This window comes from Nocardia sp. CC201C (assembly GCF_030010695.1).
Classification (GTDB): domain Bacteria; phylum Actinomycetota; class Actinomycetes; order Mycobacteriales; family Mycobacteriaceae; genus Nocardia; species Nocardia otitidiscaviarum.
The window spans coordinates 1-21,790 of record NZ_JASCXP010000041.1 but is presented as its reverse complement, the minus strand read 5'-3'; the positions used below and the strand labels follow the sequence as shown (position 1 = coordinate 21,790).

Sequence of the window (21,790 nt, the reverse complement as noted above, 5' to 3'; positions counted from 1 at the left end):
GAATCGAAAGGAACGTCGTCATCGGCGCACGAACCCCAGCGAACGTTCCTTCTGAATGAGGTTCAGCTCCCGTCGCAGCTCTGCGGCCGTCATGCCGGTGTGCAGGTTCTCGATGGTGAGCGAGTTGTCGGTAGTGCCGCCGGGCTGCGCGAGTTCCGACAGCTGCGACCACTGCTGCGGGTTGAACACCGGCTCCGGTTTCCCGGTCTTGTTCTCTACCAGGGTCAGGCCCGGCTGCAGCCAGCCGCCATTGTCGTAGCGGCTGGGAACCAGGTATTTCAGGAACGAATTCGCGAGCCTGCCGGGAAGGTCGAGGAACTGCTCCGGTCCACGATTCGGGTCGTAGATGATCGGAGCGTCCAGTCCCGCCGGAGTGCGGCCGTTCTCCGCTTCCCATTCCGCCTGCTCGGTCCGATAGTCGGTGAAATCGGTGACCGACTGATTCCATGCGGCGGCGGCCTTGAACAACGGGATCTGGTCGAGGCTCGGCGCGCCGAAGACGTTCCGGATATCGCTCAGCTGCCCATCGACGAACGAGTCTCCGGCGTTCTGGAAGTTCGAGACGATATCGTCGAACAGAGCGGCCTCGCGCTGCTGTGCCGGGGAGAGGTCGCTATCACCGGAATCGACGTTCTGGTTGGGTGATTCGCCTCCGGTCGTAGGCGGTTGCGACGCGGGACTCTGCTCGCTGACGGTGTCGAATACGAAGTGAGCGTGATTGGTGTACGCCGGGGCGTTCGCACCGACCGCGGTACCGCCGTACTGTCCATTGCCGGACTTGCCACCCATTTCGAAGTTCACGCCGTTCGGCAAGGTCGCCGAGGTGTGGCCGCCGTACGGGCCGCCGGTGTACCAACCGATCCGCAGGCTGCCGGAGGGGCCGAGCCCGGACTCGAATCCGCGCTGGGCGAGCGCTTCGGCCTGATTGCCCGTCCAGAACCGGGTGTCGAACGGAGGCCGTCCGGCAACGTAGTTCGCGAGGGCCGACACCGCACCGGAACAGTCGCCCCAGTTGGTTCCGCCCCATTCGTAGGGCTTGCCGTCCACCTGCTTGGCGAGTTCGATCAGGCCGCTCTTGGTGACGAGGCCGCCGGTGGCGTAGCCGGGGACGGCACCGTTGTTGATCGCTTCCAGCAGTGGGCGGTTGCGTCGGGTGGAGGCGGCGTTGATGACGAATTCACCGTTGGAGAGGCGGGCAAGGATGGAGTCGCTGGTGCCGGTGCCGGGGCCGGAGATGTAGCCGCCGGAGGCTTTGCCCTCTGGCTGATCGTCCCCCCCAGTGAAGAAGCTGCCAACGCTGTCTAACGCTCTGGCAATCGGTTCTGGAATCTTGATCGAGTTCCACAGGTCCGAGATCTTGTTGATAATCTCCTCGATCTTCGTACGCAGACCTTCGAACCACCCCTTTCCTGTCTCGATGGCGTTCTTGATTGTGTCCCAACCGGATTGGAACGCCGTCTGGAAGGTTTCCCAAGCGGGCTTGATGTACTCCTCCCACATCGCCCGGAAAACCCCGCCGACCGTCTGCAAGGCCGCCTGAAACCCATCCCAGACCGGTTTGATCCCACTCCACGCAGCGGAGATACTGTCGCCGATCAGCCCGATCACGGGCTGCACGACCGTCTCCCACAGCCAATTCAGCACCGCGCCCACCACTTCGAGCGCGGCGGTGAACGCATTCCAGATCGGCTGCACATAGTAGTTCCACCACAGCGAGATGGCCTCGGCGATGAGCCCGATCACGGGCTGCACGACCGATTCCCACAGCCAATTCAGCACCGAGCCCACCACTTCGAGCGCAGCGGTGAACGCGTTCCAGATCGGCTGCACATAGCCGGTCCACCACAGCTGGAAGGCCGCGCCGATGAGTGCGAACACCGGCTGCACCACCTCGACCCACAGCCAGTTGAGCATCTCGCCGACCCGGCCCAGCGCGCCCAGGAAGCCGTCCCAGATCGGCTGGATGAACTGCCACGCGGTGGCCATGGCCGACTGGATGCCCGACCACACCGTGGCCCAGATCTGCTTGCCGCTCTCGGTCTGGGTGAAGAACCAGGTCAGCGCACCTACCACCGCCGTGATGGCGGTCAGGATCAGGCCCAGCGGATTCGCCCGCAGCGCGGTGTTGAAGGCCCGCGCCGCGACCGCCGCGCCCTTCTTCGCGGTCGCCCATACCGTGGTGGCCTTGGCCGATGCGGTGGTCGCCAGGGTCATGGCCTTGGTTCCGGCGGCGGCGGCCATGGCCCTGGTTCGCACGGCGAGCAGCCTGGGATCGAGCTTGCCCAGGCTGCCCGCGAGGTTCGCGCCTTGATCGAAAGCGCCCTGCAGCGCATTGTTCAGCGTTCCCCGAATACTGCCGAAGGCGTCGTCGACGACGCCCTTGATGGTGCCCTTGGCCCCGGCGAACGCGCTCGCCAATGCGGTGTTCACGGTGCCCTGGGCGGAGGCGAACACATCGAGCAGGACGCCGTTCACCGCTTCCTGCGTCGAACCGAACACCGCGTCCATGGCGGTGTTCAGGGCCTCGGGTGAGGAGCCGAAAACGCTCGCCCACGCACCGTTCACGGTCTCGGAGGCGGTGGCGAACGCGCCTTCCAGCGCGCCGTTCACCGTGTCGTGCGTTTGGTCGAACGCGGTGTTCAACGCCTGGTTCGCGGTCTCGGTGACACCCGCGAATGCCTCGTCCACCGCCGCGTCGACGGCGGTGGACGCATCGGCGAACACCGCGTCCAGCGCCGTGTTCATGGCACCGGCGGTCGGTTCGAAGGCCGCGTTCACAGCATTGCTCAGCCGTTGTGGGGCTGTCACGAACGTGGCGTCCAGCGCACTGTTCACCACACCGGGAGCGGCGCGGAATGCATCGGCGACCGCGGTCCGCACCGCATCCGGTGCCGATTGGAAGACATCGCGCACGGCGTCGGCCACCTGCTGCGGTGTCGTACCGAGCAACCCGTCCACGGCACCCGCCAGCGCACCTTGCGGTCCCCCCGTCATCAAACCCACGAGGGCGCCGTTCAACGTATCCGAGGCCCGGGCGAACGTGCCGGTCAATGCGGTGTCCAGCGCGGTCGACGCCGAGTCGAAGACGCTCAGCAGCGCATCGTCGACCGTGCCGGACGCCTGGGAGAACACATCCTCCAGGGCGGTGTGCACCGCCCCTTCGGCCGATGCGAACGCGGTGAGCAACAGCGAGTTCACCGCTGCGGGCGACGTACCGAAGGCCCGTTCCCACCCGTCGTTCACCGCGCTGCTCGCGCCATCGAATGCCTGGTGGATGGCATTGTTCACGGTGGGAGTCGCCGCACTGAAGGCATTCTCGAAGGCGGCGTTCACCGCGTTCGATGTACCGTCGAACGCTTCATCCACGGCCGCGTGCACGACACCGGACGCACCGTTGAAGCTCTGTCGCAGCGCGGTATTCAAGGCTCCCGGCGCCGAAGCGAACAGCTGGTCCATGCCCCTGTCCACCGCACCTGACGCCTCATCGAACGCCATTGTCAGCGCTCGTTCCAAGGTGACCGCGACGTCGATGCCGAAGTCACGTACTGCTTCGATGGCCATGACACCTCTGTTCAGTTCGTGGGTCCGCCCCGAGATTCACCGGGGGGACGGGCCGAGCAGTCCGAATGCTGCTCGGATTCGAGTGATTACGCCGACGTCGCCTGCTCCGGTGACGCCGGTTCGCGGGCCCGGACGGCGGCCAGCCTGGCCCGTACCTGGTCCATGGGGATCGCCGTGCCACGCACCCGTCGTTTGGTCTTGTCCTCCACCCCCGGGCGCGGATACGGCGAGGGACGATTGCGGTTGCGGCCGCCGTCCTTGGTCTTGCTCCACAGCAGCAGATTCGCCACATCCACCAGATCGGCCAGCAGATGCTCGACCTGCCCCCACCGGTATCTATCGGGATGCATGGCCCGGAACAGGGCGCTGTCGGAGGAGGATTCGCGAATCAGGACGGCGAAATCGCGCCAGGTGAAACGATTCGAGCCGACGTCGCGCAAGCGGACACCGGCTCGGATGAGATCGGCTTCGACAGCCTCCCCGTGCTGTTCGTACAGCTCTAGGAGGCTGAGGATTCCCCCAGTTCGACCGCCGACTCGCGCTGCCAGGCGGTCATCACCTCACGCACCTCGGCTTGGCTCATCGCGTCGATCACCGTCAGATCCTTCGCGCTGCACACTCCTTCGATGAGCCCGAAGAACTGCTCGGTCTCACCCTCCTTGCGGAGCTTGCGGATCACGCCGAACGGAATGTTGTCGAAGCGCGGCAGGGTGATCTTCTTGCCGTTGCGCGCGGTGTAGGTGAACTTCTCCATCATGGGACCGGACCTTTCGATGCATCGTTGTGATTGAAAAGATTGGGGGACCGGGCTTTTCAAGGCCCGCCCGGTGAGGGCAGGCCCGGTCCGTGGGTCGATGTGACCTCACCGGGCGGGTTCGGGAACTACGAGTCGCGCGTGGGCGCGGCCGTCAGGAGGCGGTCTTGTTGATGAACTCGTAGATGTTGTTGCCGCTGGCGTCCTCGAAGCACTCCATGGTGACCGTGTACATGATCGCGTCGGTGTGCACCTTCACGATGTCCTCGACGGCGGTGATCTGGCCGTCCGGAATGTAGGTCCGGATGGAGCCGACTGCGTCGTCGACGGTGTCGATGACCCACGAATTGTGCGGCAGCGCCTTCTTGTTCTTCTCAACGGTGATGGCGCCGGTGGTGCCGTCGACGGTGACGTTGTCATCGCCGAACACGGCCTTGAGCACGTCGGCGTTGGTCGACTCGAGGAAGGCGAACTTCAGGGTCGCGGTGTAATCGGTCTGCAGCACCTTCACCGTGGAGCCGCCGAAAGCCTTCTTCTTCTCGGTCTCTCGGGTATTCGACTCGGTGAAGCCCTCTTCGCCGATGTAACCGCAGTCGACGAAGGCGGCGTCCAGCGCATCGGTGGCGCTGGTCGGACCCGCGGTGGCGAGCGGTGCGCGCAGCACCGCTCCGGTCGCCTTCGGCATGGCCGCGTAGACGTTGTTGACAGTGCTTGCCATAGTTGTGCCCCTTTCAGGCATTGTGGACCGGGCCTGGAAACTGAGTGCGATTCGGGCTGAGTCCTATTGGGCTTGCCCGCGCAGGAGGAAAGAGAGGGTGAACTGATAGTTCGGGCGATACGGGTCGGGCTCGGGCAGACGATCCGCAGGACGGTCGACCGCCACTACATCGCGGACGCTGGGAATTGACGGATCATGGCGCGCGCCGCGCAGGATCGCGAAACACAACTCCGCCAGCGCGGCCGCATCGGCATTCGTCGCATCAGTGCATTGGACGGTGACGAATCGCGACGCCAGCGCTCGCCCGGTGTCCTCACCCCAAAAACTGGAAAGCCGGACAATTCGGCCGGGCGGAGTCTCGGGCACGGTTCGCACCACGGGGGTGCTGTCGCCACGATCGGCCAACTGTGCCGAAAGATACGTCATGACAAGCGATTCGACATCGGGAAAAACTACGATCTCAACCATTGACTACCTCCTTTCTCATTGAGTACCTCCGGTCTCGAAAACGATCCGGAATTCACAGAACCATCACGTATGGCGTTCCGGCACTTCTACCGAATGCCCGGAATCGAAACTCGAGGGAAAACAGGCACTTTCGACCATCCTGCGATAGAGCCACAGAGGCCTCCGGTTCGGTGACCGTCAGGCCACTACAACGCAAGACGGGAGGCCATGGGCATGTCCGCTGCGTACTTGGAGCCGAAATCGCGGGGCCAACAGGCACTTTCGACCGCCCTGCGATAAGGTCGCGGGGGCCTCCGGTTCCCGGTGACCCACCAGGCCGGAACCGGCTTCATCGGTTCCGCATGTGCACGCGAGGAGGAGAACATCCATGACCGCAGTCCGCCGTCTCACAGTGGCGCTAGCCATCGCCGCAACCACCGGTGCCGCCGCCTGTGGAACCGACTCCGGCCAAGAAGCCGCAACAACCAACGAACCGACGACAACGATCTCAGCATCAAAGACAACCGAACCGGCCACGCCGATGACCGAGCCGACCGCCCCGACCACTTTCGAAACGATCACCGAACGGGAACTGAAACTCATCGCGAAGAACCCTGCGGATCATAAGGACCGCGCGATTATCGTGTACGGGAGGGTCACACAGACGATGAAGGACGAGACAAATGGTGCTGATATCGCACAGCTGCTTTGTGGCACGTCACCGGATTCGGCTACATGGGATACACAGGTAATGATCGGCACTGAGAGCGATCTGCTGAAGAACATCGTGGAAGACGATCGAGTGCGTGCGGAGCTGAGGTCGACCGGTCGAACCGCCAGCTATACGAGCGCTATCGGCGAGATATCGAACCCTTCGTTCTGGGTCAGCGGAATCAGCCTGCTGGACAACTGAGACCGATGTCGCACGCGGCCACCGAATTACATACAACCGAATTCGGTCGGCCGCCCGGTTCAGTCACGTCGTGACAACGTCGGATACGAAATCCATGTTTGACTCCTTGGTTCGGTAATCGCCGCACATGCCCTTACAACAAAACCCCCGAATCCGACAGCGGATCGAGGGCTTCTCACATGCAGCACGGCGTGCGATCGTAATCGCTTGCCTAAGAGATGATTTCCCGACCATTTCGGGATGAGGGCGCAGCTCTGGCGCTGCACATAGTCTCACCTAAGCCGCGGATATTGTCAACACCCAACGTCGAGAAACACCAAAACCGCAGGTAGACACCGGTCCATCGACTCACCCGCCCGCGCAGCCCACCGCCACCGCACCCTTGGCCTAACGACGCCGCTCGGCACCGCACCTGCGGAACCGGGCGAACCGGTTTTCGGCCTCCGGGTGGTGACCCCGGCCCTGTGACCGTATCGCGGAGGTGCTCGAAATGCTTGTCGGCGTGGCTGTTTCGGTGGGCGTGGCTGTCGTCGTGTCCGTGGTGGTTTCGGAGCCGCATGCGGTGAGTCCGGCGGTGGCGGCGGCGATGGCGACTGCGGCGGCGAGGCGGCGGGCGGCGGGCATGGGCATTGTTCTCCTTGCATGAGCACGCCTCGTTGGTCGGTGACGAATCACGACACCAGTGCACGCCCGGCCGTCTGTCACCGCCATAGGCCAGCCGTGGCGAAAGATACTTCACGGTAAACGATTCGAAACTCGGAACGCTACGATCTCAACCATTGACTGCCTCCTTTTCTCATCGAGTACCTGCAGACTGGACAACGATCCGATATTCACAGAATCTCCGGTACGGCGGATCTGCTGGAAACGAAACTTCGCGGGTCGAGAGTTATTCGAACTGCGGCCGACTGCAACGCAAGACGGGAGGCCATAGGCATGTCCGCTGCGTACTTGTGCCGAAATCCCGGTGCCAACAGGCACTTTCGGCCGCCCCGCGATAGGGTCGCGGGGGCCTCCGGTTCCCGGTGACCCGCTAGGCCGGAACTGGCTTCATCGGTTCCGCATGTGCACGCGAGGAGGAGAACATCCATGACCGCAGTCCGCCGTCTCACAGTGGCACTAGCCATCGCCGCCACCACCGGTGCCGCCGCCTGTGGGACCGACTCCGGCCAAGAAGCGGCAACAGCCAACGAACCGACGACACGATCTCAGTATCAAAGACAACCGAACCGGCCACGCCGATGACCGAGCCGACCGCCCCGACCACTTTCGAAACGATCACAGACCGCGAACTGAAACTCATCGCGAAGACCCCAGCCGACCACAAGGACCGCGCGATCGTCGTCTACGGGCGGGTGGCCGAGACGCTGAGAGACCCCGACCTGGGAGCGGAACTCGCTCGGCTCGTCTGCGGCGCAACGCCGGACCAAGCCACGTGGGAGACCGAGATCATGATCGGTACCACGGAGGACCAGCTGCGGGATGTCGTCGAGGGCGATGAGGTACGCGTCGAGGTCACGTCAACGGGTCGACGGGCCACCTACACGAGTGTCCTCGGCGTGGAGATGTCGAACCCTTCGTTCTGGGTCAGCGGAATCAGCCTGTTGGACAGCTGAGGCCGCTGTAAAACGCGGCCACTGACTTCCGCATAACCGGATTTCAGGTGGCCGCCCGATTCGGTCATGTTGTGACAGCGGCGGATACGAAATCCATGGCGGCTCCTTGGTTCGGTGATCGCCGCACATGCCCTTACAACGAAAACCCCGAATCCAGTAGCGGATCGAGGGCTTCTCACATGCAGCACGGCGTGCGATCGGAAAGACGGCTCGAATCGCGGTGTGGCTCAGCGGGAGGGCAAGAGGGTGAAGGCGTCGATGTGACGTGGTCGGACCACGGAGAAATGGCGTCGATCCGTGGTGGCGATGTATGTCAGGTTCCGGCGTTCGGCTGCGGCGATTACCGAGGCGTCAGCAGTTCCCAGTGGCAAGTCTCGGTATTTCGCGACGAGTTCGGCGATGCGGAGCCAATCCGCCGCGTGGACGGGCTCGATCACGAACAGACCCTCGGCCAAGTCTCCGAGGAAGCGCACCTCGGCTTCGGTTCCGAGTCGGCTGGCGATGAGGTATGCGGCTTCGGTGATGACGAGGGTCGGGACGACGAGGGGGCCGCGGTGTGTTTGGAGCAGTTCGAGGCAGGCTTCGTGGTGTGCATCGTCGGCGTCGACGTAGGCGTACAACGGTCCGGCGTCGACGATCAGGGCGCTTATCGGTCCCACTCTCGGCTGAGGATTTCATCGATCCGGGCCGACACGTCCGAGCGCCCGCTGCGCCCCGCCGCTGCCGCGCCGAACCGTCGCCGCGCACCGGTGGGTGCGCAAAGATATTGGGTGATCGCCTCGCGCGTCAGTTCGGCGACCGTGATACCGCGCCGCGCCGCCTCATGGCGCAGGCGCTCGTCAAGCTCGTCGGGTAGCTTCACGGTTGTCCGCTTCATGGTATGCCAGCATACCTGTGAATGTTAGTGGCGCTGACGCCGCCTCGCGTGGAGATCAGCGGAAATCCGTCTGGGGCAGCAGCATCAATTGCTGGACAGCTGAGCCGAGCTCCCCTACCGCGCCGCCTGGAACACCAACACCGTAGACCCGATGCGGATGGCGTCACCGTCGGACAGCACCGTGGCGCTGTCGATGACCTCGTCGTTGATGTAGACGCCGTTGGCCGAGTGCAGATCCTTGATGAGGAGACCGGCGCGGCTGGGGGTGATGTGGGCGTGGTAGCGGCTGGCCTTAGGGTCGTCGAGGATCAGGTCGTTGTCGGTCATGCGGCCGATCTTGAGGCCGGCGGCGGCGACGGGGACGGTGCGGCCGTCGGCGAGGCGGAGGTGTCCGCTGCGGACGGCACGCGGGGTTTCGGTGACCGTTTCGGTCATGGCCTTGGCCATGCGTTCGACGTCGACGATCTCCATGGTGTCCAGGGGTTCCTGTCGCAGTACCCGCTGTTCCAGGGCGACCAGGGCGGGGCCGGGGTCGATGCCGAGTTCGTCGGCCAGCACGGTGCGCACGCGGCGGCAGGCGTCCAGGGCGTCGGCCTGGCGGCCGGACAGGTACAGGGCGGTGATGAGCTGCGCCCACAGCGGCTCCCGCAGCGGATGCGCCTGGGTCATGGCGACCAACTCACCCACCACCGAAGACGCGCGCTTGCAGGCGATTTCGGCGTCGATGCGGGCGGAGGCGGCCAGCAGCCGCTCCTCGTCCATGGCGGTGGCGAAGCTGTCGGCGAAGGACAGCCCGCTCAGATCGTCGAGGGCGCGGCCGCTCCACTGCTCCAGCGCGGCCGCGTACAGCCGGGCCGCGGATTCGGGATCGCCCGCCGCCGCGGCCTCGGCGGCACTGCGGCGAATGGTTTCGAACCGGCCCAGGTCGCACCGGTCGTCGGGGATCTCCAGGCGGTAGCCGGAGGATTCGGTGCGCAGCACGGCGGCCGCGTCCACCCCCGCCTGACGCAGCGTCTTGCGGATATTCGACACGAACACCTGCAGGCTGGCCTGGTAGGAGTCCGGCGGCTCGTCGTTCCACACGATGTCGGCCAACGCCTGCGAGGACACCGCGCGCCGCCGGTTAACGATCAGCGCGGCGAGCAGTGCGCGCGGTTTCGGTCCGCCGACCGGCAGCACCCGGCCGTCGACCAGCAGTTGCACAGGTCCGAGGACCCGCACCTCGAGAGTCATGCCGTGCACCTCGGATTACGTCAGGGCAACTTGCAGCAGAGCAACGAAAACGCCGCGGCGGTGCAGACACCGCCGCGGCACACGCGTCGCTTCACCTCGTTCGGAGTTTCCGCTCGCGGAATACCTTACTTGGCGCTGATGGAACGACCGACCGACTTCAGGTCGTTGCACGCCTCCACGACGCGGGCGGCCATATTGGCCTCGGCCTTCTTCAGGTAGGAGCGCGGGTCGTAGACCTTCTTGTTGCCGACCTCGCCGTCCACCTTCAGCACGCCGTCGTAGTTGCTGAACATGTGCGCCGCCACCGGCCGGGTGAAGGCGTACTGGGTGTCGGTGTCGACGTTCATCTTGACCACGCCGTAGCGCAGCGAATCCTCGATCTCCGACTTCAGCGAGCCCGAACCGCCGTGGAAGACGAAATCGAACGGCTGCGCGTCCGCGCCCAAGCCCAGCTTGGCGGCGGCCACCCGCTGACCCTCGGCCAGCACCTCGGGCTTGAGCTTCACATTGCCCGGCTTGTAGACGCCGTGCACATTGCCGAAGGTGGCGGCCAGCAGGTACTTGCCGTTCTCGCCCGCGCCGAGCGCGTCGATGGTCTTCTCGAAGTCCTCGGGCGAGGTGTAGAGCTTGTCGTTGATGGCGTTCTCGACGCCGTCCTCTTCACCGCCGACGACGCCGATCTCCACCTCGAGGATGATGTTGGCGGCGTGGGCCTGCTTGAGCAGTTCCTTGGCGATCTCGAGGTTCTCGTCGATCGGAATCGCGGAACCGTCCCACATGTGCGACTGGAACAGCGGGTGCTGGCCGCTCTTGACGCGGTCGGCCGAGATGGCCAGCAGCGGGCGCACGAAGGTGTCGAGCTTGTCCTTCGGGCAGTGGTCGGTGTGCAGCGCGATGGTGACGTCGTACTTGGCGGCGATCACGGTGGCGAACTCGGCGAGGGCGACCGCGCCGGTGACCATGTCCTTCACACCCAGGCCGGAGCCGAATTCGGCACCGCCGGTGGAGAACTGGATGATGCCGTCGCTACCCGCGTCGGCGAAGCCCTTGATGGCCGCGTTGACGGTCTCCGACGACGTGCAGTTGATGGCAGGAAACGCGAAGGAGTTCTCTTTGGCCCGAGCAATCATCTCGGCGTAGATCTCCGGAGTCGCGATGGGCACAGTGACCTCCGTTGTGTGTGCTGCGTACAACAAATTCTGTCAGCCCACACCATAGGACAGGCGGCTTTCACACCACCGGCTGCCCTCACAACCCTGATAAGTCTGTGATGTCGCTTCGACATTCGGTGTGATGTGCGAATCACCGGTACTGTGGTGGCCGTGACCTTGCTGGCCGCTGCTGACACCGTGACGACCCTGGCGATGCCCCAGTTCTTGGATCCCATGTACCTCCTCACGGAGTCGTGGTTGAAGAACGCGGTGCTGCCGGCGATTCTGGCGATCGTCTTCATCGAGACCGGGCTGCTGTTCCCGCTACTGCCGGGCGACTCGCTGCTGTTCACCGGTGGCTTGCTCGCGGCACAGCCGAACCCGCCGGTGTCGATCTGGATCCTCGCGCCCGCCATCGCGGTGACGGCGTTCCTGGGCGACCAGTGCGCCTACTGGATCGGCCGCAAGGGCTTCGGTCCGGCGCTGTATCACCGCCCCGACGGGCGTTTCCTCAAGAAGAAGTACATCACCGAGGCGCACGACTTCTTCGAGAAGTGGGGCCCGGCGGCCATCATCATGGCCCGCTTCGTCCCGATCGCCCGCACCTTCGTGCCGGTGCTGGCGGGCGTCTCGGCCATGAGCTACCGCAAGTACGTGCCGTTCGACATCGTCGGCGCGATCCTGTGGGGCGGTGGCGTCACGGTGCTCGGCTACTTCCTGGGGAACGTGGCCTTCATCCGGGATCACGTCGAGGCCATCTTCCTGATCATCGTGTTCATCTCGGTGCTGCCGATGGTGGGGTCCGTGGCGCGCGCGTTGCTGGGCCGTCGCTCGGCCGATGCCGCGGTCGTCGCCGAGGCGGAACCCGCCCGTACCAACGAACCCACCCACTGATCCCTTGTCCACCACCCCGCTGAACCTTGCGATGGGCGGTTTCGATCCCCTCGAGACAGCCGGGCCGCTGCTCGTCTGGACGGTGGTGCTGACCTTCGTCTTCCTGGAGTGCGCGCTCATCATCGGGCTGTTCCTGCCCGGCGATTCCATGCTCATCACCGCCGGCGTGGTGCTGGCCGCGCACGCCACCGGAGAGGCGCAGGTCTGGGCGCTGTCGGTGGGAGCCATGATCGCGGCCATCGCCGGTAACCAGGTCGGATACGTATTCGGCCAACGCACCGGACACCATCTGGTGGCGCGCAAGAACGGCAAGTACATCAACACCCACAACCTCGCGCGGGTGTCGGCCCTGCTGCACCGGCACGGCTTCTTCGCGGTGCTGGTGGCGCGGTGGATTCCGTGGGTGCGCACGCTCTGCCCGCTGGTGGCGGGTGCGGCCGGAATGGATCACCGCAAGTACACCGTCGCCTCCACCATCGGCGCGATCATCTGGGCACCGGTGCTGCTGCTCATCGGCTACTACGCGGGCAGCTTCCTGGAGGACATGTCCTGGCTCATGCCCGCGGTCATCTGCACGCTGGTGGTGGGGCTGATCCTGGGCACGCTGCTCGGCATCCGGCAGTACCGGCTGGAGATGGCGCGTCCGGCCGAGGATTTCGATGTGGACGACGCGACCGACACCGCGGCCGTCGCGGACCATCGCAGCATCTGAGCGGAGGCACCCGGTTCCCGCGCGTGCGCGGGCAGGAGCGTGCTCCGACGCCGTACCGGTGGGTCAGAGTCCCGCCGCGGTCACGGTGTGCGCGGCCTCCATCAGCATCCAGCCCGAAAGCTGTACCGACAGATCGCGTTCCGGGGTGCGGGAGGCGGTCACCGAGCCATTGGCGGTGAGGTAACCCGCCCCCGCGATACCGGGTAGTCGGGCCGGTTCGCGCCAATCGGGACCGAAGAGCGGTTCGCCCTCCACCTCCAGCCGGTTCTCCCAGGCCGCGACGGCGGAAGCCCGCACGATCGCGGCGGCGGTGCGGCGGGCCTTGATGTGCGCGGCGTCGTCGCCGGGCAGCATGACGGCGACCAGGGCCAGGTAGCGGGCGAGGATGCCGTTGAACAGGCCGCCGTCCCCACCGCCGCCACCATCGACCACACCGCCGCTGGTCATATGCTCCTCGACGGCCGCCAGCAGGGTCAGCACCCGGTCCGCGTGCCGGGGTTCGCCGGTGTGCACCGCCAGTTCGGTTTCCAGGCCGAGCACCACGCCCTGGCAGTAGGTGTAGACCGGATGCTCGACCTCGCCGGAGGGCAGATGGATGCCGTCCAGAATCAGCCCGGACTCCTTGTCCCGCAGGGTGTCGTCGAGCCAGTCGGCGATTTCCTGAGCGCGCCCGTAGCGCCCGAGCCGCGCCATGACGATTCCGGCCGGACCGTTGGCGGGCGCGTTGTAGAAGTCGGAGCCCCTACGCCACGGAATGCCGCCGCCCACCTCGGGCGTCCACCCGTCGACCAGTTCCTTCTCCAACGTCCGCAGCCCGTACCGCATATCGTCGATGCCCAGGGTGCGGTCGGCGCGCTCGAGGGATATGGCCAGCCAGGCCATATCGTCGTAGTAGTTGTTGGTCCAGCCGGTGATATTGCGCAGCCGCATACCGCGCGCCACGGTTCGGATGCGCCGCAGCCGCGCGGGCGTGGGCTCCCGGTTGGCGGCATCGGTGGCGCAGTCGATGAGATGGGCCTGCCACCAGTAGTGCCAGGACACGAAGAGGCGGTCGCGCCGGGTCGCGGGCCAGCCGACCACGCCGAGAGTGGCTCCGGGAATTCCCCACAGCGCGCGCAGATGTCGTGACAGGATGGCGGATTCGGCCATATCGGCACGCTCGGACCAGAGCGCAGCACTGGGCTCGGCAGGTCGCCCGGTCCGCGAAGTCATAGGACATATGGTGCCAGTCGGGCACCTGATCATGTGGCTGATTTCGTTATGCAACCGTGTCTGAATCGATCTTGGCAGGATGGCCGCGACCGGCCGTGGACCGGGGCGTCACCAGGCGGCCGACAGGTCCGCGTGTTCCCGCACCCACGCGTGCATGGCGATCCCCGCCGCGACGCCCGCGTTGATACTGCGCGTCGAACCGAACTGCGCGATGGATACGGTCAGCCGCGCCCCCGCCTTGGCGTCGGCGGTGACTCCCGGCCCCTCCTGCCCGAACAGCAGCAGGCATGCGCGCGGCAGCCGCACCGTCTCCAGGGGTACCGCGCCGGGCACATTGTCGACGGCCACCACCGTCAGCCCGGCCGCCGCCGCGAATTCCAGCAGCGCCGCCGTATCGGCATGATGCTCGATGTGCTGATAGCGGTCGGTGACCATGGCCCCGCGCCGATTCCACCGCTTGCGCCCCACGATGTGCACGGCCGCCGCCGCGAACGCATTGGCCGTGCGCACCACCGTGCCGATATTGGCGTCGTGCCCGAAGTTCTCGATCGCCACGTGGAACGGGTGCCGCCGTCGATCGATATCGGCCACGATGGCATCGCGGGTCCAGTACCGGTAGGCGTCCACCACATTGCGGCGGTCACCGTGCGCGAGCAGCTCCGGATCCAGGCGCGGATCCGCGGGCGGCTCGGTGCCGAACTCCGCGCGCCACGGTCCGACGCCGTGCGGATGCTCGCCCCATTCGGTAGGGCCGGGCAGCGATTCGTCGGTCGGGGCGTGACTCACTCCGAACATCGTAACGAGGCCGGGTGCGGGCGAAATCAGGAGCTGCTCAGACCGGCCCCGATGGCGATCACGAAGATCGCGAAATAAAGCAGCATCAGACAGGTGGCGACGATGCCGCAGACATAGCCCGCGGTCACGTTGCCGCGCCCGCCCAGGGTGCCGCCGGAGGCGTCGATCTCGCGGCGCGCCTTGCTGCCCATGATCCAGGCCACCGGGCCGAGCAGCTGGCACAACACCAGGCCCAGAATGCCGAGCACCAGAATGGTGGTGGCCTGCGGATGGTCGGGCGGCGGACCGTAGCCGTAGGCCGGGTAGCCGTAGGAGGGGTAGCTCACCCGACCATCGTATTTCGCCGGCGCGCTCCCACGCGCGTCAGGCGCTGGTGGCGGTGAACGTGCCCAGCGCGAGCAGCACGACGAAGGCGATGACGGCGAGAATGATCAGGATCGACGCGATGATGCCGCAGACGTAACCGGCCAGCACGATGCCGCGCCCGCCGATCGCGCCACCGGAGGAGTCGATCTCACGCAGCGCGCTGCGACCCATCACCCAGGCGACCGGGCCGAGCAGCTGGCAGAGGATGAGGCTCAGAATGCCGAGCACCAGAATCACCACGGCCTGCGGATGATCACGCTGCGGGTACTGGCCGGGCGGCGGAGGCTGCTGATAGCTCATAGGCATGATGGTAGGGGTAGTGCTGACACCACCATGGAATTTCGGGTCAGCGCCATCGTGTCCCGAGCCCGCGCCGACGACGATGAAACCATGACGGAGATGCCCGCCGAACCCACCCTCGTGCTGCCGAAACCCGGCCCCGAGCCGTCCGAACCCGCGCCCGAGCGCACCGGACCGCCCCCGTGGCTGATCTTCCTGCGCGCCCCGTTCACCGCGCGCACCTGGAAGGAATTCGCCTACCTGCTGGTCGCGATGGTGCTCGGCGGCATCGCGACGCTGTATCTGGTCTTCGCCATCGGCGGCGGGCTGTACCTGTCGATCTTCGTGCTCGGTATCCCGATCCTGGCGGCCGTCCTGCTCGGCGGACGGCTGTGGGGACGGGTGTACCGCGCGGTCGTCGGCACACTGCTCGACACCCGGCTGCCCGAGCCGCCACCGTTCGCACCCCGCCCCGGCTTCTTCGGCTGGCTGCGCGGAGCCTTCACCGACCGCACCTCCTGGCGAGCGCTGCTGTTCCTGCTCGCGCAGGCCGTGCTCGGCGTGGCCGTGGGCTATGCGGTGCTGGTCGTCGGCGTCATGTCGGTGTTCGTGGTGCTCTCGCCGATCTTCTGGGTGATCGACCATCCGATCAATGTGGACGAGAACGGGGTGGAGCATCACTCGCTGGCGCAGTTCGGGGACTTCTACGTGGAAACCTGGCCGCGCGTCATCGGTTTCGCACTGCTGGGGGTCATCGCCTGTTTGCTCATGCCATGGGTGATGCGCGGGGTGTGCTGGCTGCACCGGCTGCTGGCCGTCCTGCTGTTGACACCCACCGCGCGGGATCGGCAACTGGCCGAGTTACAGGCCAGCCGCCGGGCGGCGGTGGAGGATTCCGCGGCGACGCTGCGGCGGCTGGAACGCGACCTGCACGACGGCACCCAGGCGCGGCTGGTGAGCATCGCCATGGCGCTGGCCCGCGCCGAGGAGCGCATGGCCGCCGGGGGCGATCCCACCGAGCTGATCGCCCAGGCCCGCTCCGGATCCAAGGAGGCACTGACCGAACTGCGCGAACTGGTGCGCGGAATCCATCCGCCCGCACTGGAACTCGGCCTGGAACCGGCGCTGGAGACCCTGGTGGCGCGCTGTGCGCTGCCGGTGGAGCTGCGGGTGCTGCTGCCGGTGCGGCCCGACCCCGCCCTGGAGGCCATCGCGTACTTCTCGGTGGCCGAACTGCTCACCAATGTGGTCAAGCACGCCGGGGCCACGCAGATCTGGGTGTCGGTCCTGCCGCAGGGCACCGAGCGGTTCGCGATCTCGGTGCGTGACAACGGCGTCGGAGGTGTGCTTCAGCCCGCCGTGGGCACCGGCAACACCGGTGTGGGCGGCGGCCTCTCGGGGCTGGCGGCGCGGGCACGCACCGTGGACGGCGAGCTCGCCGTGGACAGCCCGTCGGGCGGCCCTACCGTCGTCACCGTGCTGCTGCCACTCACGGTGCCGCGATGAGTACACCGCTGCGCATCGTCATCGCCGAGGACAATGCCATCCTGCGCGACGGGCTGACCGGCCTGCTCACCGAGCGCGGCCACCAGGTGGTGGCCGCCGTCGGCGACGCCGACACCCTGGGCGACGTGGTGGCGCGGCATCGCCCCGACGTCGCGGTGGTGGACGTGCGCATGCCGCCGACCTTCACCGACGAGGGGCTGATCGCGGCGCTCGCGCTGCGCCGCGGCCACCCCGACGTCGGGGTGCTGGTGTTCTCGCAGTGGATCGAAACCCGTTATGCGACCGAACTTCTCGCCGCCGGCGCGGGTGGCGTCGGCTACCTGCTCAAGGACCGCGTCGCCGACGTGCGCGAGTTCGTCGACGCCCTGACGCGGGTCGCCTCCGGCGGCACCGCCCTCGATCCGGAAGTGGTGAGTCAGTTGATGGGTGCCACGCGCCAACAGGACGCGCTGTCCCGCCTCACCCCGCGCGAGCGCGAGGTGCTGGAACTCATGGCCCAGGGCTTGACCAATGCCGCCATCGCCGCGGCGCTCACCGTCACCGAACGAGCGGTGGAGAAGCACATCGGCAATATCTTCCTGAAACTGGATCTGCCGCCCTCGGACACCCATCACCGCCGGGTGCTGGCGGTGCTGCGCCTGCGCGGGTGACCGGCGGCGGGTGCGCGGACGGCGCGGCCTGCCACGGAAAGGAAACGATGCCGGGTGATTGCCGGGCGTGGAAGACTGGAACCATGCGGCGGTCGAGATCCGCGGAAGCGGTGAAAATGGTTGGGGCGTGGCCGGATCACCTATTGACGATCGACGAATGGTCTTCGCTGCGCACGGGTGACCTGTTCTGCGAACTGGTCGAAGGGGTGCCGGTGGTCGCGCCGCAGCCGCCACGGCACCAGTTGGCGGTGTGGCGCTTGGCCGCGCAGTTGGAACCGGCGCTGCCCGCGCCGCTGGCGGCCCTGGCCCGGATCGAGTTGGTGGTGGAGGAGCGGTTTCCGGCCACGGTGCGGATTCCGGATGTGCTGGTGGTGGGTGGTGCGGCCGGTGCCGCGCACGCCACGCGGGTGCGGCCGTCGGATGTGCTGGCGGCCGTGGAGATCGCCGCGCCCGGATCGCGGCGGGTGGATCGGGTGCTGAAATACGCCGAATACGAATCGGTCGGTATCGAACACTACTGGCTGCTCGACACGGAGGGGCCGGTGCGGCTGCACGCCTTCGCCCTGCGGGACGGACGGTACGAACCGGTCGGTGAGCATTCCGGGCAGGTCATGCTGGAGCTCGCGGGCCACCGTCTCCGGCTCGACCTCGACGCGCTCACCGCCCTGCGCTCGCTGTCCTGAACGCTCGCTGTCCTGAACACTCACTGTCCTGAACGCTCACTGTCCTGAACGCTCGCTGTTCTGAACCCGGCCGATTCCGCGCCGAGTCGGCCACACAACGGCTCCGCCGCGCCTATCCTGGAAGTCCGAAGCGCTGGTGGAGGTTGTCATGAACCACGCGCGGATGCTGCATACGATTCTCGGCGTCGTGGCCCTGTACCTGCTGACCCTCGTCATCTGGCTGGGCTGGATCGCGCGTCTCGCACCCCCCGGAACAGCGCCGATGCAGATTTTCATGCTGGTCGGCCTGTTCGGCAGCTTCCTCGGGGTCGGCATGCTCCTCGCCCAGCGCCCCTCCCGGGCCGACCGCCGACTGCGCCGTCGCGGATACGAGGGCTGGGCCACCATCGAAGGCGTTCATCCGCTCCGGCGCACCAATCACCACACCGAACTCGCCGAACTCGACCTGGAACTCGTCGTCCCCGGCTCGCCGCCGTACCACGGCACCATCGTCTACGACGTACAACCGGTCGACCAGCCGAAACTCGCGGTGGGCGAGACGATTTCGATTCGCGTCGACCCGGAGGACCGCGACCGCATCATCATCTGCCTGTAGTGCCCGCCGGTCGCCGCATCGACACCAGGCGCGCCCCTCGGATACCGACGAGTCGCGTTCTAGGCTTTGCGAGTGACGATTGCCGGAATTTCGCCCGAGGCGCGGGAAGCGCCGCTGCTGCTGGACACCGAGCCGCCCCGGACACTCGGCTTCACCGATCAGGCGGCGTTCTGGGGCAATATCGGCGTCAGCCTCATCGGATTCAGCGGGGCCGCGTATGTGCTGTACCCGACCGGACATCCGCCGCTGCCGCTGCTCGGCGCGCTGCTCGCCACCCTGCTGGGCACCCTGGTCGGCACCGCCATGGTGGCCGGGACGGGAGCGGTGGGCACCCGCACCGGCGCACCCGCCATGGTGGTGCTGCGCGGACTGTTCGGCACCCGGCTGTCCTTCGTGCCCACCGTCGCCAATGTGGTGCAGTGCGTCGGCTGGGGCGTCTACGAACTGACCGTCATCGCGCTGGGCGTGGCCGCCATGACCCAGGACCGGGTGCCGCACGCGCTGGTCATCGTGGCCGCCGGGGTGCTGTCCACGGTCATGGCCATCTGGCCGCTGCGCGTGGTGCACCTGCTGCGCAAATACGTGACCGTGGCCGTCGGCATCGCCATGGTGTACTTCACCGTCGCGCTGCTGCGCAGCGAGGTCCCCGCCCCCACCGAGACCAGTTGGAGCGGATTCTTCCCGGCCGTGGACACCACCCTCGCGGTCTCGGTGTCGTTCGTGCCCCTGGCCGCCGACTACGCCCGGCACTCGCGCACCGTGCGCGACTCGGCCGGAGCCACGATCATCGGCTACTCCGCCGCCCAGATCTGGTGCTACGTCCTCGGCACCATCGCCATCCTGCAAGCCGGGGGCGACACCACCAAGGTGTTCGACACCTTCCTCGGCGTCACCGCCGGATGGGCCTTCTTCGCGGTATTGGTGCTGCGCGAGGCGGATCAATCCTTCGCGAACGTCTACTCCACAGCCATGTCCCTGCAGAATCTGCTGCCCCGGGTGGACCGGCGCGTACTCGCCGCCGCCGTCGGCGCGGTGGTGACGCTGCTGGCCCTGCCGGTGCGCGATTTCAGCAGCTACGCCAACTTCCTGTACCTCATCGGCTCGGTCTTCGTCCCGTTGAGCGCGGTGCTGATGGTGGACTACTTCCTCGGCCGCGGCCGCCGCTCCTGGAATCTGGCGCAGAACGCACCGGCCCGCCCACTCATGCTGCTGCCGTGGGCGATCGGCTTCGTGACCTACCAACTGTTCAACCCGGGTTCCATCAGCTGGTGGGCCGACTTCTGGCGAACGGTGCAGGACACCACCGGAATCCACCCCGGCTGGTGGTCCTCGGCGTCGCTGTTCTCATTCCTGGCGGCCGCGGTGGTGACCGCGGTCGTGGTACTGGTCCAGCGTCGGAGGGCATGAGCGAATGACCGATGAGCGCGTCTACGGCATGGGAGTCGATCGCATGGTCGAACCCGATTGGCCGCCACCGACTTCCGCCGAGATCGCGGAAGTGCTCGGCACCGAGGCGGTCGTCGACTGGCACAGCCCGCGACCGCTCTCGGCCACCGCGCGGGCGCGCACCGGGGACGGGCGAGCGGTCATCGTGAAGCGACTGCCGCTCGCGCTGCGCTCACCCGCCGCGCTCGAAGAAGAACACCGGTTCATGGACCACCTACGGGCGCAGGGGATTCCGATCCCGGCCGTGCTCGACACCCGCCGGATCGGCGAATTCACCTACGAGGTACAGGAATTCGGTACGGGAACGGACCGGTACCAGGGCGTCTTCTCCTGGTCGCCGTACCTGTCCTCCGCCGATGCCGCCGCGGCCGGACGCGCCCTGGCCCGCCTGCACACCGCCGCCGCGGAGTACGACGCACCGCATCGGCCGCCGCATCCGCTCCAGGCCAGCTTCACCATCTTCGCCTCCGCCGACCCCATCGGCGCGCTGGAACGCCAGGCCGCCGTCCGGCCCGCACTGGGCATCTTCCTGTCCGATCAGCCCTGGCGCACCGACGTGGAACGCGTGCACATGCCCGTCCACGCGCGCCTGTTCCGCACCCTTGCCGACCTGGAACCGCTGTGGACACACAATGATTGGCACGGCACCAATCTGCTGTGGCACGACGGCGAGGTGTCCTCGGTCATCGACTTCGGGCTGGCCGACCGCACCACCAGCGTCCACGATCTGGCGATCGCCATCGAACGCAGCGCGGTGGACTGGCTGGCGCTGCGCGACGGCGACCCGGTGGACGTGCGCCTCGGGCAGGTGCGCGCCCTGCTCGACGGCTACGAATCGCTGCGCCCGCTCGACGCCGTGGAGCGCCGGGCACTACCCGAACTGCTCCCCCTGGTGCACTGCGAATACGAACTCTCCGAGATCGACTACTTCATGGGCGTCGTTCCGGGCGGCAGTCAGGCCAATGCCGAGATCGCCTACCACGACTACTTTCTCGGCCACACCCGCTGGTGGGAGGAGTCCACCGACGGGCAGGCGCTGCTGGACATGCTGCGCTCGCGGTGACTACCGGTGCGCGGTGACTACCGGTGCGCCCGCGGGTCGGCCAGCAGATACTGCGCGCCGGCGTAGGTCGCCAGGATGACGCCCTCGCTCACCCGGCGCGAGCGGCTGCCGCGAGCGAAGATGCGGCGCAACACGATCAGGCCGTCGGACAGGGTGAACAGCAGTGCGCCCACACCCAGGCGGCTACGCGGGTCCGAGTTCGGGATGTTCAGTCCCGCGATGTTCCGCGCGCCCGGTGCGAGTTCCGGATCCGACGCCAGTACGGCGGCGGTGCCCAGCGTCGCCCCGTAGGCGGTGAGCGGTAGCGCCACCGTCGGAG

Annotated in this window: 24 protein-coding genes; 10 read left to right on the top strand and 14 right to left on the bottom strand. The window is 66.7% G+C overall.

All coding sequences use genetic code 11. From position 1 onward, the window contains the following. Nucleotides 1-18: 18 nt before the first annotated feature. From QK444_RS07290 to QK444_RS07270, 5 genes are all read right to left on the bottom strand, one after another. Nucleotides 19-3,561, bottom strand: coding sequence for a hypothetical protein (locus QK444_RS07290; protein WP_282778318.1), 3,543 nt, complete (start codon nucleotides 3,559-3,561; stop codon nucleotides 19-21). 86 nt (nucleotides 3,562-3,647) lie between these two features. Next, entirely contained in the window at nucleotides 3,648-4,001 is a 354-nt protein-coding gene (locus QK444_RS07285) for a DUF5361 domain-containing protein (protein WP_282778316.1), read from the bottom strand. Nucleotides 4,002-4,060: 59 nt separating this feature from the next. Further along, nucleotides 4,061-4,318, bottom strand: a complete 258-nt coding sequence (locus QK444_RS07280; RefSeq protein ID WP_282778314.1) for a hypothetical protein — start codon at nucleotides 4,316-4,318, stop codon at nucleotides 4,061-4,063. A gap of 151 nt (nucleotides 4,319-4,469) precedes the next feature. Continuing rightward, nucleotides 4,470-5,033 (bottom strand): hypothetical protein, encoded by a 564-nt coding sequence (locus QK444_RS07275; protein WP_282778312.1) that lies wholly within the window; start codon nucleotides 5,031-5,033, stop codon nucleotides 4,470-4,472. Nucleotides 5,034-5,096: 63 nt separating this feature from the next. Continuing rightward, nucleotides 5,097-5,501 carry a hypothetical protein gene (locus QK444_RS07270; RefSeq protein ID WP_282778310.1) on the bottom strand — a complete coding sequence of 135 codons (405 nt, stop codon included), beginning with the start codon at nucleotides 5,499-5,501 and terminating at the stop codon, nucleotides 5,097-5,099. 367 nt (nucleotides 5,502-5,868) lie between these two features. On the opposite strand from QK444_RS07270, the gene QK444_RS07265 reads away from it, so the two are divergent. Both QK444_RS07265 and QK444_RS07260 read left to right on the top strand, forming a co-directional pair. Continuing rightward, entirely contained in the window at nucleotides 5,869-6,393 is a 525-nt protein-coding gene (locus QK444_RS07265) for a hypothetical protein (protein ID WP_282778308.1), read from the top strand. A 1,241-nt stretch (nucleotides 6,394-7,634) separates the two neighbouring features. Beyond that, complete coding sequence (locus QK444_RS07260; RefSeq protein ID WP_282778306.1) at nucleotides 7,635-8,009, top strand: hypothetical protein; 375 nt, start codon at nucleotides 7,635-7,637, stop codon at nucleotides 8,007-8,009. A 227-nt stretch (nucleotides 8,010-8,236) separates the two neighbouring features. Here QK444_RS07260 and QK444_RS07255 read toward each other — a convergent pair whose 3' ends face one another. The 4 genes from QK444_RS07255 to fbaA all read right to left on the bottom strand — a co-directional run bounded on the left by QK444_RS07255 (nucleotide 8,237) and on the right by fbaA (nucleotide 11,282). Continuing rightward, nucleotides 8,237-8,668 (bottom strand): PIN domain-containing protein, encoded by a 432-nt coding sequence (locus QK444_RS07255; protein WP_282778304.1) that lies wholly within the window; start codon nucleotides 8,666-8,668, stop codon nucleotides 8,237-8,239. Further along, on the bottom strand, nucleotides 8,656-8,886 hold the full coding sequence (locus QK444_RS07250; RefSeq protein ID WP_143979397.1) for a CopG family transcriptional regulator: 231 nt from the start codon (nucleotides 8,884-8,886) through the stop codon (nucleotides 8,656-8,658). Before QK444_RS07250 ends, QK444_RS07255 begins: the two co-directional genes overlap by 13 nt. Before the next feature lie 114 nt (nucleotides 8,887-9,000). Beyond that, nucleotides 9,001-10,119, bottom strand: coding sequence for a BTAD domain-containing putative transcriptional regulator (locus QK444_RS07245; protein ID WP_282778302.1), 1,119 nt, complete (start codon nucleotides 10,117-10,119; stop codon nucleotides 9,001-9,003). Between the two features lie 125 nt (nucleotides 10,120-10,244). Continuing rightward, nucleotides 10,245-11,282 carry a class II fructose-bisphosphate aldolase gene (gene fbaA / locus QK444_RS07240; protein WP_282778300.1) on the bottom strand — a complete coding sequence of 346 codons (1,038 nt, stop codon included), beginning with the start codon at nucleotides 11,280-11,282 and terminating at the stop codon, nucleotides 10,245-10,247. Nucleotides 11,283-11,483: 201 nt separating this feature from the next. Here fbaA and QK444_RS07235 point away from each other — a divergent pair, with 201 nt between their 5' ends. Both QK444_RS07235 and QK444_RS07230 read left to right on the top strand, forming a co-directional pair. After that, entirely contained in the window at nucleotides 11,484-12,164 is a 681-nt protein-coding gene (locus tag QK444_RS07235) for a DedA family protein (protein WP_282778338.1), read from the top strand. A 31-nt stretch (nucleotides 12,165-12,195) separates the two neighbouring features. After that, nucleotides 12,196-12,876, top strand: a complete 681-nt coding sequence (locus QK444_RS07230) for a DedA family protein (RefSeq protein WP_051037846.1) — start codon at nucleotides 12,196-12,198, stop codon at nucleotides 12,874-12,876. A 63-nt stretch (nucleotides 12,877-12,939) separates the two neighbouring features. On the opposite strand, the gene QK444_RS07225 is transcribed toward QK444_RS07230, so the two are convergent. From QK444_RS07225 to QK444_RS07210, 4 genes are all read right to left on the bottom strand, one after another. Beyond that, nucleotides 12,940-14,088: a glycoside hydrolase family 76 protein gene (locus QK444_RS07225; RefSeq protein ID WP_282778298.1), complete on the bottom strand. Its 1,149-nt coding sequence runs from the start codon at nucleotides 14,086-14,088 to the stop codon at nucleotides 12,940-12,942. Between the two features lie 108 nt (nucleotides 14,089-14,196). Beyond that, complete coding sequence (locus tag QK444_RS07220; RefSeq protein ID WP_282778296.1) at nucleotides 14,197-14,874, bottom strand: TrmH family RNA methyltransferase; 678 nt, start codon at nucleotides 14,872-14,874, stop codon at nucleotides 14,197-14,199. 35 nt (nucleotides 14,875-14,909) lie between these two features. Beyond that, complete coding sequence (locus tag QK444_RS07215) at nucleotides 14,910-15,209, bottom strand: DUF4190 domain-containing protein (protein ID WP_282778295.1); 300 nt, start codon at nucleotides 15,207-15,209, stop codon at nucleotides 14,910-14,912. A 37-nt stretch (nucleotides 15,210-15,246) separates the two neighbouring features. Continuing rightward, nucleotides 15,247-15,549: a DUF4190 domain-containing protein gene (locus QK444_RS07210; protein ID WP_143983587.1), complete on the bottom strand. Its 303-nt coding sequence runs from the start codon at nucleotides 15,547-15,549 to the stop codon at nucleotides 15,247-15,249. A gap of 90 nt (nucleotides 15,550-15,639) precedes the next feature. On the opposite strand from QK444_RS07210, the gene QK444_RS07205 reads away from it, so the two are divergent. The 6 genes from QK444_RS07205 to QK444_RS07180 all read left to right on the top strand — a co-directional run bounded on the left by QK444_RS07205 (nucleotide 15,640) and on the right by QK444_RS07180 (nucleotide 21,471). After that, a complete protein-coding gene (locus tag QK444_RS07205) occupies nucleotides 15,640-17,034 on the top strand; it encodes a sensor histidine kinase (RefSeq protein WP_282778292.1) in 1,395 nt (464 codons plus the stop codon). Further along, nucleotides 17,031-17,684, top strand: coding sequence for a response regulator transcription factor (locus tag QK444_RS07200; protein ID WP_282778290.1), 654 nt, complete (start codon nucleotides 17,031-17,033; stop codon nucleotides 17,682-17,684). The genes QK444_RS07205 and QK444_RS07200 overlap by 4 nt, the downstream gene beginning before the upstream one ends. A gap of 143 nt (nucleotides 17,685-17,827) precedes the next feature. Continuing rightward, nucleotides 17,828-18,367 (top strand): Uma2 family endonuclease, encoded by a 540-nt coding sequence (locus QK444_RS07195; RefSeq protein ID WP_282778288.1) that lies wholly within the window; start codon nucleotides 17,828-17,830, stop codon nucleotides 18,365-18,367. A 148-nt stretch (nucleotides 18,368-18,515) separates the two neighbouring features. Then, nucleotides 18,516-18,962: a hypothetical protein gene (locus QK444_RS07190; RefSeq protein WP_282778286.1), complete on the top strand. Its 447-nt coding sequence runs from the start codon at nucleotides 18,516-18,518 to the stop codon at nucleotides 18,960-18,962. A 72-nt stretch (nucleotides 18,963-19,034) separates the two neighbouring features. Beyond that, nucleotides 19,035-20,369 (top strand): cytosine permease, encoded by a 1,335-nt coding sequence (locus tag QK444_RS07185; RefSeq protein WP_282778284.1) that lies wholly within the window; start codon nucleotides 19,035-19,037, stop codon nucleotides 20,367-20,369. Between the two features lie 4 nt (nucleotides 20,370-20,373). Then, on the top strand, nucleotides 20,374-21,471 hold the full coding sequence (locus QK444_RS07180; RefSeq protein ID WP_282778282.1) for a phosphotransferase: 1,098 nt from the start codon (nucleotides 20,374-20,376) through the stop codon (nucleotides 21,469-21,471). A 17-nt stretch (nucleotides 21,472-21,488) separates the two neighbouring features. Here QK444_RS07180 and QK444_RS07175 read toward each other — a convergent pair. Beyond that, a partial coding sequence (locus QK444_RS07175) for a lysoplasmalogenase family protein (RefSeq protein WP_282778280.1) occupies nucleotides 21,489-21,790 on the bottom strand: 302 nt, incomplete at its 5' end.

What these genes read in the sequence shown, in the direction of transcription:
- QK444_RS07230 (WP_051037846.1), top strand. Translation starts at nt 12,196, where the DNA reads ATGGGCGGTTTCGATCCCCTCGAGACAGCCGGGCCGCTGCTCGTCTGG.
- QK444_RS07280 (WP_282778314.1), bottom strand. Translation starts at nt 4,318, where the DNA reads ATGATGGAGAAGTTCACCTACACCGCGCGCAACGGCAAGAAGATCACC.
- QK444_RS07245 (WP_282778302.1), bottom strand. Translation starts at nt 10,119, where the DNA reads ATGACTCTCGAGGTGCGGGTCCTCGGACCTGTGCAACTGCTGGTCGAC.
- QK444_RS07180 (WP_282778282.1), top strand. Translation starts at nt 20,374, where the DNA reads ATGACCGATGAGCGCGTCTACGGCATGGGAGTCGATCGCATGGTCGAA.
- QK444_RS07200 (WP_282778290.1), top strand. Translation starts at nt 17,031, where the DNA reads ATGAGTACACCGCTGCGCATCGTCATCGCCGAGGACAATGCCATCCTG.
- QK444_RS07250 (WP_143979397.1), bottom strand. Translation starts at nt 8,886, where the DNA reads ATGAAGCGGACAACCGTGAAGCTACCCGACGAGCTTGACGAGCGCCTG.
- QK444_RS07225 (WP_282778298.1), bottom strand. Translation starts at nt 14,088, where the DNA reads ATGACTTCGCGGACCGGGCGACCTGCCGAGCCCAGTGCTGCGCTCTGG.
- QK444_RS07270 (WP_282778310.1), bottom strand. Translation starts at nt 5,501, where the DNA reads ATGGTTGAGATCGTAGTTTTTCCCGATGTCGAATCGCTTGTCATGACG.
- QK444_RS07260 (WP_282778306.1), top strand. Translation starts at nt 7,635, where the DNA reads ATGACCGAGCCGACCGCCCCGACCACTTTCGAAACGATCACAGACCGC.
- QK444_RS07190 (WP_282778286.1), top strand. Translation starts at nt 18,516, where the DNA reads ATGAACCACGCGCGGATGCTGCATACGATTCTCGGCGTCGTGGCCCTG.
- QK444_RS07290 (WP_282778318.1), bottom strand. Translation starts at nt 3,561, where the DNA reads ATGGCCATCGAAGCAGTACGTGACTTCGGCATCGACGTCGCGGTCACC.
- QK444_RS07235 (WP_282778338.1), top strand. Translation starts at nt 11,484, where the DNA reads ATGCCCCAGTTCTTGGATCCCATGTACCTCCTCACGGAGTCGTGGTTG.
- QK444_RS07275 (WP_282778312.1), bottom strand. Translation starts at nt 5,033, where the DNA reads ATGGCAAGCACTGTCAACAACGTCTACGCGGCCATGCCGAAGGCGACC.
- QK444_RS07210 (WP_143983587.1), bottom strand. Translation starts at nt 15,549, where the DNA reads ATGAGCTATCAGCAGCCTCCGCCGCCCGGCCAGTACCCGCAGCGTGAT.
- QK444_RS07265 (WP_282778308.1), top strand. Translation starts at nt 5,869, where the DNA reads ATGACCGCAGTCCGCCGTCTCACAGTGGCGCTAGCCATCGCCGCAACC.
- QK444_RS07205 (WP_282778292.1), top strand. Translation starts at nt 15,640, where the DNA reads ATGACGGAGATGCCCGCCGAACCCACCCTCGTGCTGCCGAAACCCGGC.